The 14,302-nt window shown below is 57.3% G+C and carries 13 protein-coding genes, 1 tRNA gene and 1 pseudogene; 8 read left to right on the top strand and 7 right to left on the bottom strand.

Annotated features, from left to right (window positions below; translation table 11 throughout):
- Window positions 1-15 precede the first annotated feature (15 nt).
- From ACSSVC_RS21685 to ACSSVC_RS21675, 3 genes are all read left to right on the top strand, one after another.
- On the top strand, window positions 16-1,263 hold the full coding sequence (locus ACSSVC_RS21685; protein WP_446440256.1) for a hydroxymethylglutaryl-CoA lyase-like TIM-barrel protein: 1,248 nt from the start codon (window positions 16-18) through the stop codon (window positions 1,261-1,263).
- A complete protein-coding gene (locus ACSSVC_RS21680) occupies window positions 1,256-2,203 on the top strand; it encodes an AEC family transporter (protein ID WP_404937090.1) in 948 nt (315 codons plus the stop codon). The genes ACSSVC_RS21685 and ACSSVC_RS21680 overlap by 8 nt, the downstream gene beginning before the upstream one ends.
- 546 nt (window positions 2,204-2,749) lie before the next feature.
- On the top strand, window positions 2,750-3,790 hold the full coding sequence (locus ACSSVC_RS21675) for an ABC transporter substrate-binding protein (RefSeq protein ID WP_346635518.1): 1,041 nt from the start codon (window positions 2,750-2,752) through the stop codon (window positions 3,788-3,790).
- 67 nt (window positions 3,791-3,857) lie between these two features.
- Here ACSSVC_RS21675 and ACSSVC_RS21670 read toward each other — a convergent pair whose 3' ends face one another.
- Entirely contained in the window at window positions 3,858-4,826 is a 969-nt protein-coding gene (locus ACSSVC_RS21670; RefSeq protein WP_346635517.1) for a LysR substrate-binding domain-containing protein, read from the bottom strand.
- Between the two features lie 158 nt (window positions 4,827-4,984).
- Between ACSSVC_RS21670 and ACSSVC_RS21665 the strand changes: the two genes are divergently transcribed.
- Window positions 4,985-5,602: an extracellular solute-binding protein gene (locus tag ACSSVC_RS21665; protein ID WP_446440258.1), complete on the top strand. Its 618-nt coding sequence runs from the start codon at window positions 4,985-4,987 to the stop codon at window positions 5,600-5,602.
- A gap of 30 nt (window positions 5,603-5,632) precedes the next feature.
- On the opposite strand, the gene ACSSVC_RS21660 is transcribed toward ACSSVC_RS21665, so the two are convergent.
- The 3 genes from ACSSVC_RS21660 to ACSSVC_RS21650 form a co-directional block, all read right to left on the bottom strand.
- Complete coding sequence (locus tag ACSSVC_RS21660) at window positions 5,633-6,496, bottom strand: helix-turn-helix transcriptional regulator (protein ID WP_492611349.1); 864 nt, start codon at window positions 6,494-6,496, stop codon at window positions 5,633-5,635.
- A gap of 77 nt (window positions 6,497-6,573) precedes the next feature.
- Window positions 6,574-7,989, bottom strand: coding sequence for an aminotransferase (locus ACSSVC_RS21655; RefSeq protein ID WP_492611348.1), 1,416 nt, complete (start codon window positions 7,987-7,989; stop codon window positions 6,574-6,576).
- A gap of 58 nt (window positions 7,990-8,047) precedes the next feature.
- Window positions 8,048-9,148, bottom strand: coding sequence for a polyamine ABC transporter substrate-binding protein (locus ACSSVC_RS21650; protein ID WP_492611347.1), 1,101 nt, complete (start codon window positions 9,146-9,148; stop codon window positions 8,048-8,050).
- A gap of 395 nt (window positions 9,149-9,543) precedes the next feature.
- Here ACSSVC_RS21650 and ACSSVC_RS21645 point away from each other — a divergent pair.
- Window positions 9,544-9,617, top strand: a tRNA-Cys gene (locus tag ACSSVC_RS21645).
- Window positions 9,618-9,859: 242 nt separating this feature from the next.
- Here ACSSVC_RS21645 and ACSSVC_RS21640 read toward each other — a convergent pair.
- The 3 genes from ACSSVC_RS21640 to ACSSVC_RS21630 all read right to left on the bottom strand — a co-directional run bounded on the left by ACSSVC_RS21640 (window position 9,860) and on the right by ACSSVC_RS21630 (window position 12,935).
- Window positions 9,860-11,092, bottom strand: a complete 1,233-nt coding sequence (locus ACSSVC_RS21640; RefSeq protein WP_492611346.1) for a three-Cys-motif partner protein TcmP — start codon at window positions 11,090-11,092, stop codon at window positions 9,860-9,862.
- A gap of 28 nt (window positions 11,093-11,120) precedes the next feature.
- Complete coding sequence (locus ACSSVC_RS21635) at window positions 11,121-11,906, bottom strand: phage Gp37/Gp68 family protein (protein WP_492611345.1); 786 nt, start codon at window positions 11,904-11,906, stop codon at window positions 11,121-11,123.
- A gap of 219 nt (window positions 11,907-12,125) precedes the next feature.
- Complete coding sequence (locus tag ACSSVC_RS21630) at window positions 12,126-12,935, bottom strand: tyrosine-type recombinase/integrase (protein WP_492612580.1); 810 nt, start codon at window positions 12,933-12,935, stop codon at window positions 12,126-12,128.
- Between ACSSVC_RS21630 and ACSSVC_RS21625 the strand changes: the two are divergent.
- From ACSSVC_RS21625 to ACSSVC_RS21615, 3 genes and pseudogenes are all read left to right on the top strand, one after another.
- A pseudogene (locus ACSSVC_RS21625) lies at window positions 12,824-13,389 on the top strand (phage tail protein). The gene ACSSVC_RS21630 and the pseudogene ACSSVC_RS21625 sit on opposite strands and share 112 nt — an antisense overlap.
- Entirely contained in the window at window positions 13,364-13,570 is a 207-nt protein-coding gene (locus ACSSVC_RS21620; protein WP_492611344.1) for a tail protein X, read from the top strand. Before ACSSVC_RS21625 ends, ACSSVC_RS21620 begins: the two are co-directional and overlap by 26 nt.
- Window positions 13,571-13,627: 57 nt before the next feature.
- The gene (locus ACSSVC_RS21615) at window positions 13,628-14,290 is read left to right on the top strand and encodes a hypothetical protein (protein ID WP_492611343.1); all 663 of its coding nucleotides are present in this window, start codon (window positions 13,628-13,630) and stop codon (window positions 14,288-14,290) included.
- The last annotated feature ends 12 nt before the right edge of the window (window positions 14,291-14,302 follow it).

Here is a 14,302-nt window from a genome sequence, read left to right as displayed (position 1 = left end):
GCAAGGAGCAGGGCAATGACGGTTGAAAGTGGACTTCGCTATCGTGATTATTCGGTCCCCTATCTAGTGGATGAAACCCTTCGGGAAGGTATTGAACGTACGGCCTTTCCCATTTCCGTGGACGCCAAGGTGGCGATTCTCAAATCCATGGCGGCAGCAGGATTGAGAGATTTCGTGGTGGGCTGCGGGCCTGAAGAGCCGCTGGTCTGGGACCGTCTGCACCAGGCCCGGGAAGCCCATGAACTGCCCGCCGATACCCGGGCCACCTTCATCATTCTGCTCAACTGCTGGGAAACCGCTTTCGCCTATTTCCAGTCCCGCCAGCAACATCGCCAGTGGATCGCCGACACGGTGTTCAGTTTCGGCATGATCACCTACAGGCAGGGTGAGCGGGAGTTCGAGCGGGCCATCGAGGCGTTCCGCAGCATCGGCGCCGTCAGGTTCAAGGCCAGTGTGCTCAACAATTTTCGCAAGGGTGTGTCTGACCAGCGCTATGGGGAAATCTGCCGGCAGATCGACTGGGCGGCCAGCCTCGGGGTGGAGGTCATCAGGATCAACGATTCGGTGGGCTCGCTGCAGCCCCATGTGACCCAGTGGCTGTGCTCGAAGCTGGTGCAGGATTACCCCCATCTGGTGTTTTGCCTGCATGCCCATAACGACAACGGACTGGCCCTTGCCAATACCATGCAAGCCATTCATTCGGGCTTTCAGATGGTTGAAGGGGCGTTGGCCGGTTTTGGCAATAGATCGGGTATTGCCCCCCTGGAACAAGTGGTCAAGTTGTGCAAGGTCAATAATATAAACTTGGGTTCCTGTGAACTTGATCTGGATAAGTTGATCAACGCAGCTCATCAATGTGAAGACACCTTCTTGCAATTGCCCAGTGTTTATCGGCCGGTGAGCGGCAAGTTTGAAACACTCTCTAACTACGGCGTCCTGAATATTCCGGACTTTCTTGAAACCAATGATGAGAAGGGGTACTTCGTCAACTATGTCGGCCTGCATCCGCAGACCATTCGCCAGGCCCTGACTCATTATTCAACGGCAGGACTGGATGTGGCCGCGATTGCCGATGCAGACCTGTGGCCCATAGTGGACAGCCTGAAAGTGGAGATGCAGGCCTCCATGAAGGACATCGAGTCCCACTATCGCCGGGTCATGGGCGGGGTGATGGATTTCTACCGCGCCTCGACTTACACCCCCCGGCAACTGGCGTTGTATGCCGAACGGCGGATTGTTCGGGGGCATGCCGCTCATGGATAAGGTCTTTACGGTGGTGATGCCGCTGTTTGCCATGATCTTCGCCGGCTACTGGATAGTGCGGATCGGGGTCATCGGCAAGGAAACGGTAAAGGGCCTCGTGGGGGTCGTGTTCTGGCTGTTCCTGCCATGCTTCATTTTCATCAAGACCCTGGGCACCCGGGATCATGGCGAGCTGGACTGGGGGCTGCTCAGCGCCTACTACCTGGCTTGCCTGGTGACCTTCATCATCGCCGCGGTGGGCGGTCGGCTGATCTGGGGCGGTAATGGGCGCGTAGCCGGCCTGCGTGGGCTGTCGTCCATATCGGGAGTGGTGGGGTACATGGGCTTGCCCTTGATGGTCATGGCCTTTGGCGATGAGGCGGCCTTGCCGACGTTGATGATCACCATGGCCGACAACCTGGTGATCCTGGCGGGTGGGGCATTGATCATGGAGCTCACTGCGCAGCAGGAGGTACAGGCCAAGCCGGACCTGGCCCGGGTGCTGCTCACCACGACCCGCTCCATTGTCAGCAACCCACTGATCCTGGCGGTGTTGCTGGCGGTGCTGTTCATTGCGCTGCAATGGCAGTTGCCCGGTCCGCTGCAGATCTTCGCCACGCAGATGACCAATGCTACCGGCCCCTTGGCCCTGGTGGCCCTGGGCGCTGCCTTTGCCGTGCACAGGAATCAGAACCTGATCAAGGGCGACGCCCTGGCTTTGGCTCTGTTGAAGGTGGTGGTGCTGCCGGTGCTGGTGTTCGTTTCCGCCAGGTATGTATTTGGCCTCAGCGACTTCCTGGTCAAGATTGCGGTGATCATGGCGGCGCTGCCGGTGGCGGTTAACGTTTTCATCCTGGCGTCGCGCTACAAGACCTATGAGACGGAGGTCTCCAGCAGCATGCTGCTCTCCGCGGTGATGGGCATCGGAGTGATCTCGGGGTTGCTGGTCGTGCTGGACTGATGCTCAAGCCTGCCGGTTGATGACCGGCCTCAGCACCCTGCAAGCGTCATGCGCTTGCGGGGTGTTTTGTTTGCCCGTCCCGCGGCGTTCGCCGCGGGGCTGATACCCCTGGGAGGACCTGCAACAGTTGCCCGCAAAGCAGCTTTTCCCTTGCCTGTGCCTCACAAAAACCTCGTTTCGCAACGTTCCGGGTTATGGAAACAATGACCCCCTGCATACGCCTGCCCGACTGCCACGGGCGCATCCGGCGATGCACTGCCGATCGATTTGTTCTTCCTACAAAAACAACAGGGAGCAAGCGATGAACCGCCATTCGAGCAAGACCGCGTCCGCTCACCCCGGACCGGTTGCAAACACTCCAAACGAACGGGGCCACAGAGCCCGCAACGGTGAGGATCCGGCCACGTGGCCTGTGCTGCGAGGCGCCTTACACCGCTGACCAAGACTCGTAGTGCCTGGTGCAGTACCGCCCGTGAATACGGTCGCTTCCAGGCTCCTGCTGTGCGGGTTCGTGCGGGCGAGCCGGCTTTCTTGAGGATGGGTTTCATGTCCAACACCTTGCGTTGCGGCGTTGCATTGTCGTGGGTGCTGCTGTGCACCGGGGCTTCGGCTCAACCACAGAACCTCACCGTCATTTCCTTTGGCGGAGCGACCAAACAGGCCCAGGAAAAAGCCTATTTCCAACCCTTCAACCAGAGCGGCGCCGCCCGAGTGGTGGCGGGTGAGTACAACGGTGAACTGTCGAAGATCAAGGCCATGGTCGATGTCGGCAAGACCAGCTGGGATGTGGTCGAAGTGGAGAGCCCGGAGCTGTTGCGCGGCTGTGACGAGGGCTTGTTCGAACCTTTGGACCTGGCCCGCTTCGGTGATCCGGCGCAGTTCGTTCCGGGCACCCTGAGCGAGTGCGGCGTGGCCACTTACGTCTGGTCGATGGTCATGGCCTTCGCCCCGCAGAAGCTGGCCAAGGCTCCCGAATCCTGGGCCGATTTCTGGAACCTCAAGGATTTCCCCGGCAAGCGCGGTTTGCGCAAGAGTGCCAAGTACACCCTGGAAATCGCCCTGCTGGCGGACGGTGTGGCGCCGGCCCAGTTGTATCAGGTGCTCAACACCCCGCAAGGCGTGACCCGAGCCTTCGCCAAGCTGGATCAGATCAAACCCTACATCCAGTGGTGGGAAGCCGGGGCTCAGCCTGCGCAATGGCTGGTGGCCGGTGATGTGGTCATGAGCGCGGCCTACAACGGACGCATTGCCATGGCCCAGAAAGAGGGCATGCAGTTGAGTATCCTCTGGCCCCAGAGCCTGTACGACCCGGAGTACTGGGCGGTGGTCAAAGGCTCGCCGAACAAGGTCCTGGCCGAGGATTTCATTCTCTTCGCCAGCCAGCCCCAGGCGCAGAAGGTGTTCTCGGAGAACATCCCCTATGGACCGGTGCACCGTCAGGCACTGCCCCTGTTGCCTGAGGCGGTGCAGCAGCAACTGCCGACCTACGAGGCCAACCTGCAAGGCGCGCGGGCGGTGGATGCTGGGTTCTGGGTCGATCATGGCGAGGAGCTGGAGCAACGCTTCAACGCCTGGGCGGCCCGTTGAGAGGCTACTGATGCGCTGAGGAAAAAGGGCCTGCACACGTTGTGCAGGCCCTTTTTTGTGGCAGCGTTCAAAGCGGGTTCTGCAATTGCTTCTCCGCCTGATGCACCGCGTCGCGGCATACCTGTCGTAGCCAGTTACAGAGGGTTTGCGCAGCGGGCGACGAACTGTGCTGATGCAGCGCGTAGTGATAGGCCGGTTGGCAGCGCACCCGTCCCAGAGGTAGCAGGCGACCGTCTGCCAGCCACGAGTGGGCCAGGGAAGGACGAGCCAGCACCACGCCCTGGGCGTTGGCGGCAGCCTCCAGCATCATTCCCAGATCCAGCAGGGCCGGGCCATGGTCAGGTTCCGGCAGGCTCAGGCGTGCTTCCAGCAACCACGGGCGCCAAGGCTCCAGGGGCGAGCGCAGCAGCGGCAGGCGGCTGAAGTCCCGTGGCAGGTGCAGATAGCCGAAGCGTGCCAACAGGGCCGGTGCCGCCATGGGTTGCAGCAGTTCATTGAGCAGACGCTGTTGGGGCGCCACATGGGCGCTGTCACCACAGATATTGATGTCCTGACCTGTGCGCCGGGTCAGCGGTGCACAGAGCTGGATCTGCAAATCGATATCTGGATGAGCCAGGCTGTGCTCCGCCAGGCGCGGCACCAGGATCTGTCGGGCGAAGGTGGGCGGGCAGTTGAGTGTCAGCCGTTGCTTGCGCTGGGCCTGACGGCGGTGCAAGGGCACAGCCAGTAGTTGCGTGAGTATCGGGGTGATCTGATCCAGATAAATTTGGCCTTCGACGGTCAATGCCAGGGGCCCGCCTTGGCGATCGAACAACTGCAGTCCCAGTAACTGCTCGAGGGTGAAGATACGTTTGCGCAAAGCGCTGTTGGTCAGCGACAGGGACTTCGCGGCCCGGTCAATGCTCATCATCTGTGCCGCGACGGCAAAGGCCAGCAGGGCATCGAGGCTGGGCAGGCGATAGTCGTTGATCCGGTGCAGGGCGGTTTTGGCCAGTGCCTGCTCAAAGGGTGACCGGGAGCGTAGGTTGCTGTTCATCCATGACCTCGATCTTGAGAAATCTGACGGTGCCAGAGGAGACTTACGCTGTCAGATTGGAAAAAACCTCCCTGGAACACTGCCTTTTATTCCACCTCAATGGTTACGACGGCTGACTAGGCTTGCCGTTTTGGCCTGGAAAAAAAGGAAGATTCTCCATGTTCAAGACTTACATCTGGGCGACCACGCTGGTTTACGACCCCAAGGCCCTGCCATGGGCCCCCACCCACTGGGCCGATTTCTGGGACCTGGCGGCGTTTCCGGGACGCCGTGGGTTGCACCACAGTGCCCGATTGTCCTTGGAGCTCGCGCTGCTGGCGGACGGCGTGAAGGTGTCGCAGGTATATCCCGCCCTGCGAAAAAGCAGTGGCGTTGATAGGGCGTTTCACAAATTGGAGCAGATCAAGTCCCACATTCAGTGGTGGGACGCGGGAGCCGAACCGCTGCAATGGCTGGTTTCGGGAGAGGTGAGCATGTCGTCGGTCTACACCGCGCGATCCATCGATATGCGCCCGCAGGAAGCGGACTTTCCGCTGCAGTGGCGCGGGCGTCTTTACGACATGGACAGTTGGGGAGTGGTCAGGGGCGGACGAGACAAGGCCGCAGCGCAAACCTGCATTGCCTTTGCCAGTGTGTCCCAGCAGCAGGAGCTGTTTGCCTGGATCATTCATGGCTGCCCCAGCCATGCACAGGCACTACGGGTTGATCACGGCTTCTGGCGTGATCACGGAGAGGCCCTGGAGGAGCGCTTCAAACACTGGGCGGCGGCGAGCTGAACGCACCAGCCGGCTCAATGGGCCGGGGCTTTAATGGCGTTGGGTCAGCCAGTCGATAAACAGCGAAAACAACTCCGCCTGGGAACTGATGGCCAGCTTGGTGTAGAGATTCTTGCGATGCATGCGCACGGTTTCCGGAGAAATTTCCAACACCTTGGCCGTGGATTTCACCGAGTGACCGCGCAGGATCAAGTGGGCGATCTCCCGTTCACGCACTGTCAGCAGCGGAGTGCCGAAGCTCATGAAGGCGGCTTCGATCTGTTGGTTGAGGTTGGCCGGTGCCAGGGCCGGTAGCGAGCCCTGAGTGGCGTGCCGCACCAGTTGCTGCAAACCGCCGGCACTGCCGAAGCGACGGATCAGTTCACGCACCAGCGGTTCCACCGCACGTAGTAGCGCCAAGGGTTCGCTGGCGAAGCGCGCGCCACTCAAACCCTGGAACATGCACAGGGAAATCTTGCTATGCGGGTCGAGGTCGACGATGTAGTAACTGTCTTCGGCGCCCCCGGTCTTGAGGTAGTAGGTCTTGTAGTACTCGCTGGCGAAGAAATCGTCCGGGGCGATTTCCGAGAGGTGGTAGAAGCCCTCCGCCAGGCCGTTTTCCACCGCCAGGCAAAAGGGGTCGAGCAGGTAGCCGCGGGAGAAGTAGCGGTTGATGATCTCGTCGCGGTACTCGCCGACTATGCCTTGCTCATGCAGTAGCTGTGGTGGCAAGCCTTTGCGTTCCAGGCTGATCATCATGGATTCGATGGGGGTCAGGGCATTCAGCGCTGCCGCCAGATGGCTGAGGAAGGCCTCATCGTCCACGCTGTCGAATGCCTTGGCCAAGCCGGCATGCCAGGCCTGCAGGGCATGGAGGGAGAGAGGGGCGTCGGGGGTATTGGCAGGTGCGCTCATGCCCGGCAGTTTAACTGCCGGGCGCAGGCCGGGTAAGACCCCGATTCGCAGTGCTGCCGGTGCCTGTTGTCGATTCATCAACCCAGGTACTGGCCGTCACGGCGCAGCTCGGCTGCAGCCTCGAGGATGCATTCGCGCAAGGTCTCGACAATCTCGTCGATCTGCGCGCGGGTAATGATCAACGGTGGCGACATGACGTTGAGATGGCCGATGGGGCGCACCAGCAAACCCTTGGCCTGGGCTCGCAGGTGGATGCGTTCGGCAATGTTCAGGGCCTCCGGCAACAGGCTCTTGCTGTGCTTGTCGGCGACGAATTCGACGCAGGCCATCAGCCGCTTGCAGCGCACATTGCCGACCAGGGGCAGTTGCGCCAGGCTCTGCAGGCGTTGCTCCATGTAGGCCCCCACATCCTCGACATGGGCCAGCAGGTTTTCCCGCTCGATGATCTCGATGTTCTTCAGCGCTGCGACGCAACTGACCGGGTGTCCGCTGTAGGTGAAACCGTGGGTGAAGCAACGGCCCTTGCCCGGCTCGCCTATCACCTGCCAGATGCGCTCGGAGAAAATGCATGCCCCCAGGGGCAGGTAGCCCGAGGTCAGGCCCTTGGCGGTGGTGATGATGTCCGGCTGCATGTTGAATACGTCCTGCGAGGCGAAAAAGGTTCCCAGGCGACCGAACGAGGTCACCACCTCATCGGCGACATACAGCAGGTCGTAGCGCTGGCAGATTTCCCACATGCGCCGGTGATAGCCCTCGGGAGGAATGATCACTCCGCCGGAACCCATGATGGGTTCGGCGAAGAAGGCCGCCACCTTGTCCGGGCCGATAGTGAGGATCTTGTCTTCGAACTCGGCCACCAGAAAGTCGAGGAAATCCTCCTCGCTCATGCCTGCCGGGGCACGGTAGTAGTTGGGGCAGGAGATGTGGTGAAACAGGTCGCTCATGAAGTCGAACTCGGGAGCTCGGTCGGCGGCCTTGTTACCGATGGACATGGTCAGGAAGGTGGAGCCGTGGTACGCGTTGATCCGCGAAATCACATGCTTTTTCTCATGCTTGCCACGACTGTTCTGATAGAACTGCACCAGGCGGTAGGCGGTGTCTACTGCAGTGGAGCCGCCAGTGGTGAGAAACACGTGGTCCAGGTCCCCCGGCGCCAGGCTGGCGAGCTTTTCGCAGAGCTGGATGGCGCTGACGTTGGCCATGTCGCAGAACGGATTGGAATAGGCCAACTGCCGTACCTGATCGGCGATCGCTTCGGCCATTTCCTCGCGGCCCAGGCCGATATTGGTGCACCACATGCCGCCGACCGCATCCAGGTAGCGCTGGCCGGCAGTGTCATAGATATAGGCACCATCACCGGCGGCGATGTTCAGCGAGCCCTGCTCGCGGTGCTCGTCGAACATATGGAAGCCGTGCATGTAATGGGCCTTGTCGGCGGCCACCAGTTGAGGGTCATCGAACTGTTGAAAAAAGGCTTCGGGTTGGATAGCCATGGGCTTCACCTCGGGTCGAATCATTGGACGCAATGTCTATGGAATGGGTAGGAATGGATCACTTGCCGATCTTCACCATGTTCCAGGTGCGGGTGATCAGGCGGGTGCTGACGGGAGACTGGATCTTCTGGGTGAACAGCCGCTCACGGGTTTGGGCATCGGGGTAGATCGCCGGGTTGTCACGCACCTCGGCGGTGAGCAGCGGGGTGGCCTTGAGGTTGGCATTGGCGTAGCGGATGTAGTCGCTGACTTCGGCCATCACCTGCGGCTGCAACAGGTACTCGATAAAGGCATGGGCATTGGCCACGTTCGGCGCATCGGCGGGAATGTAGAAATCGTCGAACCAGATCAGCGAGCCTTCCCTGGGAATGAAATAGTCGAGCCTGACCGGTGCCCCCGCTTCATTGGCCCGGGCCTGGGCGGTGGCGTAATCGCCGGACCAGGTCGCACTCAGGCACAGGTCGCCATTGGCCAGGCCATTGAGGTAACTGGTGGAGTCGAACTTGCGGATATAGGGCCGTACGGCCATCAAGGCATCCTGCGCGGCCTTGAGGTCTGCGGGCTCGGCGCTGTTGGGGTTGCGCCCCAGCCAGGCCAGCACCAGCGGCAGAATATCCGTGGGCGAGTCCTGCAGCGTCACCCCGCAATCAGCGAAGCGCGACACCACCTTGGGATCGAACAGCATCGCCAGAGAACCGATGGGCGCGTCCGGCATCCGCTCGCGGATCTTGTCGACGTTGTAGGTCACCCCGTTGCTGCCCCAGGTATAGGGCGCCGAGTACTGCACCCCAGCGTCGTAATTCTCCAGGCTTGTCAGCACCTGGGGGTCGAGATTCTGCCAACTGGGCAACAACTGCTTGTTCAGCGGCTGGAACACCCGCGCCTTGATCAAGGGCGGCACCAGCGCCGCATTGAGTACCACCAGATCGTAGCCGGAGCGTCCGGGCAGCAGCTTGCCCTGGACGGTTTCATAGGAATCGAAGGTGTCGTAGATCACCTTGATGCCGCTGGCTTTCTCGAAGCCGGCGAGGGTGTTCTCGCCGATATAGTCCGACCAGTTGTACAGCCGCAACGTCTTGCTTGCAGGCTCCTCGGCCTGCACCCAGGCCGCCGCTACCGTCAGAACCACGCCAAATACCGCAGGGAATGCTGTACGCATGCTGGAATTCCGCCTTGAACCTGATGGGAGGAGCCCGGGTCGAGCCGTTGGCGTTACTGTCCGCGAGCCGCCGCACACACGCCATAACCCGATCGGGTAGGTGAGCGAGGAACAGGCAAGGGCGAGCTATCGGACTTGATTTATGCAATCATCCAGCCCCGCCGGCGACTTCGAGCCGTATTTGCCCGCCCGGAAACCTGTAGAAACAGCCCGGCAGAAAAAATATCGAATAGGAGTTGCCAGGAATGGAAAACATGTCCATAATTGCGACCATTCCTCAGCGAGGAAACGGAAAAACTCTTTAGAAATCAAAGAGTTGCGAGATGAGGTTGATCTCGAAAGCCGTTCCAGTTTGTACGTGTGCAGTGTTGTTTTTCAGGCATTGGACATTTTGGGGCCGAGTAGCAAAATGGTTATGCAGCGGATTGCAAATCCGCCTACGCCGGTTCGATTCCGACCTCGGCCTCCACCCTTGAAAACCCCGTAGATTAACGTCTACGGGGTTTTTTATTGCCTGGGATTTGGGTAATCACTTCCGCAAATTTTTGGATCGCTTCCGCAAGTGATCGGTTTTTAGCGCTGATCTGAAGAGATTTTCCCTTCGTTCTTATGGATCTTTCGGAATTGGCGATAAGGAATCGCGCTATGCCAGGAACTGTTAATCTCTACGATGTTTGGAGTCAGCTAAAAGCTTGTCTCGTTTGAGAGGAATTAGTTCGATTTAAAAGAAAAGCTCCGCTGCTTCTTGTACTCGATGAAGTCTGAGGTGTTGATTTGGTTAGCCTTTCGCCGGGAGCCTCCACCAACAGTCTTAACCTGGAGGTCGCTGCTCCCAATTATTGCTGCGTTTATATCGTCGCTGTGGGCTGGAGTGTGGTTGTAGATCATCTCGTAGAAGCTTCTTACAGGCAGTGGCTGGCCAGAGTCGCAAATGAAGCGTGGGATGTCGTCATGGAGTTCATCCTTTGCTTGGTCTCTGGCCGATGAATCGAAAAGATATAGGGTCTTATCTGCACTCGGATCATGAGCCAGCATATTGAGTCCTGACCTTCCATAGTGTGCCTGTGTATGGCTATTTTGGTGAAGAATATCGTTGTATACCTGACGAGCTCTATGAGAGTTGGCAAGGTGAATCAACCAGTATCGCCACCCATTAGGATTGTTAATTGAGAAAGGGCTTACAAATTTTGCACATTTTTGGAAGCTGTCAAAAACAATTCGTTCGGCAATTCCGAGCCATTCTCTTTTAGAAGCTTGTTTGACCAAGGTTTCAAAATCTTGCTCAGATAGTTGGAGGTAGGAGAGCTGAGAAGATAAGGCCTTAGGATCGTTCTGCTTTAGAAACGCCAGTAACGCAGTGATTACAAATGTGTAGAAGATTTCGACGGATTCATTTAAACCCATCATGTCAATTAAAGTCTCAGTCCGAACATGGCTATGGCCGCACTGATCGAGGTTAAAAATAATGCTTTTATGCCGCTCCGAACGAATTAGTGTTTTTATCGATGGGTAAATATTCTCAAAATAGTCACTAAAGTAATGTGTATTGATCTTTAGATGGTCATTGGAGAGCTTGGCCTGAATTAGTGCAGGAGCCAGATTTTCTTTTAGCAGCTCAATGACATTTTTTTCTGCATCATTGAGGATCAGGCTGCACTCAATATCAACCAGCGGCATATTGCTCATCGCTCTGCGCAGATTGATATCGCTAATTGCCCGGTTTAGCTCCTCAACAAAAATAAGAGGAGAACCAGCCGCACCGCAGTTGTAGCGTCCTGCTCCGCTGAAACCGTCGACTACAGCTAGACGAAATTTTCTGACTAGGGGGGATGTGCACCGAGTTTGGACATAGTTGTAGAAATATTCGCGAAGAATCTGATGTTTCTTCCTTGAGTGCTCAGCGAGGATTGCACCCTCTTCCCAAGCGTACTTCTTCTCAGCCATAGATTTTCCTTGTCAGGCTACGGTAGATCTACTGGGTCATGTCTACCAGTTTGATAGGCATTTCGTCCCAGGTCTTGCCACGATATTCTCTACCGTTGGCTTTTTTCGAGCGGCGAACATTGTCTTTACCCCATGTTCCCCACTGTTTAAAGAAAAACGCTGTCCCGCTTTCCAAACACTGAGTGTAGATCTCATCGATCCATTCTTCTCTAACTGGACGTGCCTTATTCCCGCTCTCGCCGCCGACAATAGCCCAGTCGATGTGCGAAAGATCGATCTGGCCTACTGGCCCAATCAGAGGTTCAAACGAGATAAACCTAATCTGGGCAGGAGTGTCCTTCAGGTATTGAACGCGCTTTGCAGCATCATGATCCTCCACAGACGTACCCAGCCAGACATTGGGTAGCACCTCGGTGATGACTTCATTGAGAATCTGCCTCATGCGTTCAGGGCGCTTGGTTAAAATCTGGTAGTTGTGATGAGGCGTCTCCCTCATCACTTTCCATACGGCGATGATGAACTCATCGCTGACCTTTTCATGGAAAAGATCACTCATTGAGTTCACGAAAACTTTTCTCGGCTTCTTCCACCGATATGGGATGGTTAAGGCATCCTGGTCTTCGACAATCGAGCCGTTCCAAATAATGCGCTTGTTCTTTTTGCGTGTGAGACCCGCATACTTCGGTGTCCCCATTGCCTCAAGGCGACGTGCCATCTCCATGGCATAGCAGTTTTTGCAGCCGGCGCTAACAATGGAGCAACCAGCTACCGGATTCCAAGTAGAGTCCGTCCACTCGATCTGTGTCTCTGCCATATCCCTTCCTAACTCCTCGTTTGCGTTCCTAGCTGGCGCATTTGTTTCCGAGCGAGCCGAATTCGGAGGCCATCATAATGAATTCCTGCCCGTATGGGCAGCCATGGGGGCGATGGCGGCTCGCCTAGCTGAATCCTGTATTTATGTACAGTATAGCGCTAAGAACTATTTTGGGGGCCTATCTCTCAAACACTCTCGGCGCAGTAGTGGGTGAGGTGTTCATTTAGTAGGTTTCACGATCTCACCAACTCGTCGGTAGACCTTCTTGGTCATCTCTTCGGTTGAATGCCCCAGCAATCGGCTTGCATGCGTCAGCTCAATCTCACTAGCCGCCTTGGGCCGAATGTCCTTGAACTGGAATTGCCGAATGCTGACCGCCAATGCCGGATCGCCATCGGCCGCAGCCTTGATGGCTGCCTTCTCCCGCGCATCGTCCCAGCGGTTGCGCAGCATCTGCTGGCTCATTCGTAGCCCCGACGCGTTGGTGATCAGCGTCGACGTCCTGATGCCGTTGATGGCCCTGCGTTCCTGGAGATCCTCGATAAAAGCACTCAAGCCTGACTGGACGCCTTCCTCCTCCAGGCGCAGCCGCAGGCGCTTTTCGGTCTTGCCCTGACCTATCAGTAAGAACCCATTGTTCAAGTCGGTGGCGGCGATCTTGAGCACGTCTGCGGGGCGTTGTCCGGTCAAGTAGGCCAGATCCATCGCGTCCTTCAGTTCCTGCGCCGCCTCGGCGTAGACCGCATTCCATACAGTCTCGCCGGCGTAGTAGTCCCTGGGTTTTTCCTTGTTACGGCGAACGCCGAAGCACGGGTTGGCTTTGTCGGTCAGGCCCCACTCTCGGGCAATGGTGAATGCGTGAGAGAGCAGGGCGATTTCTCGATTGGCCCGGACCTTGGCGGTTCTGGCATCGCGGTATTGGGCGATCACCTGGGGGGGATCGATTCGAAGCGTTGGGCGCCAAGCTGAAGCGAACCCTGCATGGCATCGCCGCCGCGCAGTCCATTGTCGGCGAGATGGCGGCCAAATTCAGCCTGGCCGTGACGGCAGCGGGGCCGATCCAGCAGCGACTCGGCACCCTGCAGGAGCAGGCCGCCAAAGCCGGCGTGGCGATCAACCGGATCGGCGGACAGAAGCCTTTGAAGAGCTGCGCCGTTAGACTGGCTTTCGCTGGGCGGGCCAGGAACGCCTGACCCGCAGCATCGCGCAGCAGGCGGTGGGGCAGGGTGACGACTAGATCACCTTCAAGGGCGCGGTGTTTCCTGGGTTAAAGGGGGGACTGGGTCAGTTGCAAAAACTGCGCAGCATCGGGCGACGCCTGCAGCCGCTCAGCCTGACTACGGGCTATGGCGAAGTGTTGGGCACCTGGTGCTTGACCAGCCTTGAAGAAGAGCAGGGCCATCTGCTGGCCGGGGGCATCCCGCGTAAGCAGGGCTTTTCAATGGAGTTTGTGAGCTATGGCAATGACATGCAGAACGTCTGACGGGGATCTGCTCGACACCTTGTGCCACCAGTACTACGGGCACCTGAATGGCAGTGTCGAAGCGGTGCTGGATTCAAACCAGGGGCTTGCCGATGAGCCCCAGCCGTTCCGGGCAGGGGTGCTGATCGTGCTGCCGGAGTTGCCTAGCGTGCCTGATGCTGTGGTGAAGTTATGGGATTAAAGGTGGCAGTTTGATAGCATTCGGATAGTAATTTCTACAATGCTAGGGACTTGGCTGATGAACAAGAAAAAAGTTGTAGGGTTTTTAGTTGGTATGGGAATGCTGGGATGCGCGCTGAGTGCTTCTGCTAGTGATAACCTTTTTAAGTCCTATGCCTATGAATCTCCTATTTCCGCTTATCCGAAGTCAAAGGGTTATTATGACTGCTCTGAAGAGATCGGCGGGAAGGCATTGTGCCTAGATGATGTGGACTTTCTTGGGCATAAGTTTGATGCAGTACTGGTTTTTTCTAATTCAAAATTGATCGCGGTGTCGTTGAATAGTGCCTATGATCAGAATCTTTACGCAACTGTAGTAGGCTCTCTTAGTAAAACGTTCACTCTAGCCGGTCTTGCTAATGGTCAGACTGAACTAGATTTGGTCCAGCTGGCTTCTAAGGCCTCTAGCCCTGAGGAGTTTAACTTTAAACTTACCAACTATGAGTCGGCAGCATTCAATAGCGGTAACTTGGTTTACACGTTCATTGAAGGGGTCGATTTGAATAAAAGATTCGCTAGCATTGCCAGTCTTCTGGATGCATCCGCTGACAATATTCGAATTGCTGAGGTCGAGCTTGCAGGAGAGGGAGCCGACTCTAGTTTGATAATTAGCTTCAGCTTCCCCAATCTTGACGCGAAGAAAGTTACAGCCGCAGCCCAAAAGCCTGTCGAATCCTTTTAAGACATAAAATAT

The organism is Pseudomonas sp. E1BtOHC1, assembly GCF_058744285.1.
Note: the sequence above shows the minus strand (reverse complement) of the source record. Positions and strands in the feature narration are given on the sequence as shown.

Excerpts from the sequence above, each read along its gene's own strand:
- ACSSVC_RS21685 (WP_446440256.1), top strand. The coding sequence starts at position 16 with ATGACGGTTGAAAGTGGACTTCGCTATCGTGATTATTCGGTCCCCTAT.
- ACSSVC_RS21680 (WP_404937090.1), top strand. The coding sequence starts at position 1,256 with ATGGATAAGGTCTTTACGGTGGTGATGCCGCTGTTTGCCATGATCTTC.
- ACSSVC_RS21675 (WP_346635518.1), top strand. The coding sequence starts at position 2,750 with ATGTCCAACACCTTGCGTTGCGGCGTTGCATTGTCGTGGGTGCTGCTG.
- ACSSVC_RS21670 (WP_346635517.1), bottom strand. The coding sequence starts at position 4,826 with ATGAACAGCAACCTACGCTCCCGGTCACCCTTTGAGCAGGCACTGGCC.
- ACSSVC_RS21665 (WP_446440258.1), top strand. The coding sequence starts at position 4,985 with ATGTTCAAGACTTACATCTGGGCGACCACGCTGGTTTACGACCCCAAG.
- ACSSVC_RS21660 (WP_492611349.1), bottom strand. The coding sequence starts at position 6,496 with ATGAGCGCACCTGCCAATACCCCCGACGCCCCTCTCTCCCTCCATGCC.
- ACSSVC_RS21655 (WP_492611348.1), bottom strand. The coding sequence starts at position 7,989 with ATGGCTATCCAACCCGAAGCCTTTTTTCAACAGTTCGATGACCCTCAA.
- ACSSVC_RS21650 (WP_492611347.1), bottom strand. The coding sequence starts at position 9,148 with ATGCGTACAGCATTCCCTGCGGTATTTGGCGTGGTTCTGACGGTAGCG.
- ACSSVC_RS21640 (WP_492611346.1), bottom strand. The coding sequence starts at position 11,092 with ATGGCTGAGAAGAAGTACGCTTGGGAAGAGGGTGCAATCCTCGCTGAG.
- ACSSVC_RS21635 (WP_492611345.1), bottom strand. The coding sequence starts at position 11,906 with ATGGCAGAGACACAGATCGAGTGGACGGACTCTACTTGGAATCCGGTA.
- ACSSVC_RS21620 (WP_492611344.1), top strand. The coding sequence starts at position 13,364 with ATGGCAATGACATGCAGAACGTCTGACGGGGATCTGCTCGACACCTTG.
- ACSSVC_RS21615 (WP_492611343.1), top strand. The coding sequence starts at position 13,628 with ATGAACAAGAAAAAAGTTGTAGGGTTTTTAGTTGGTATGGGAATGCTG.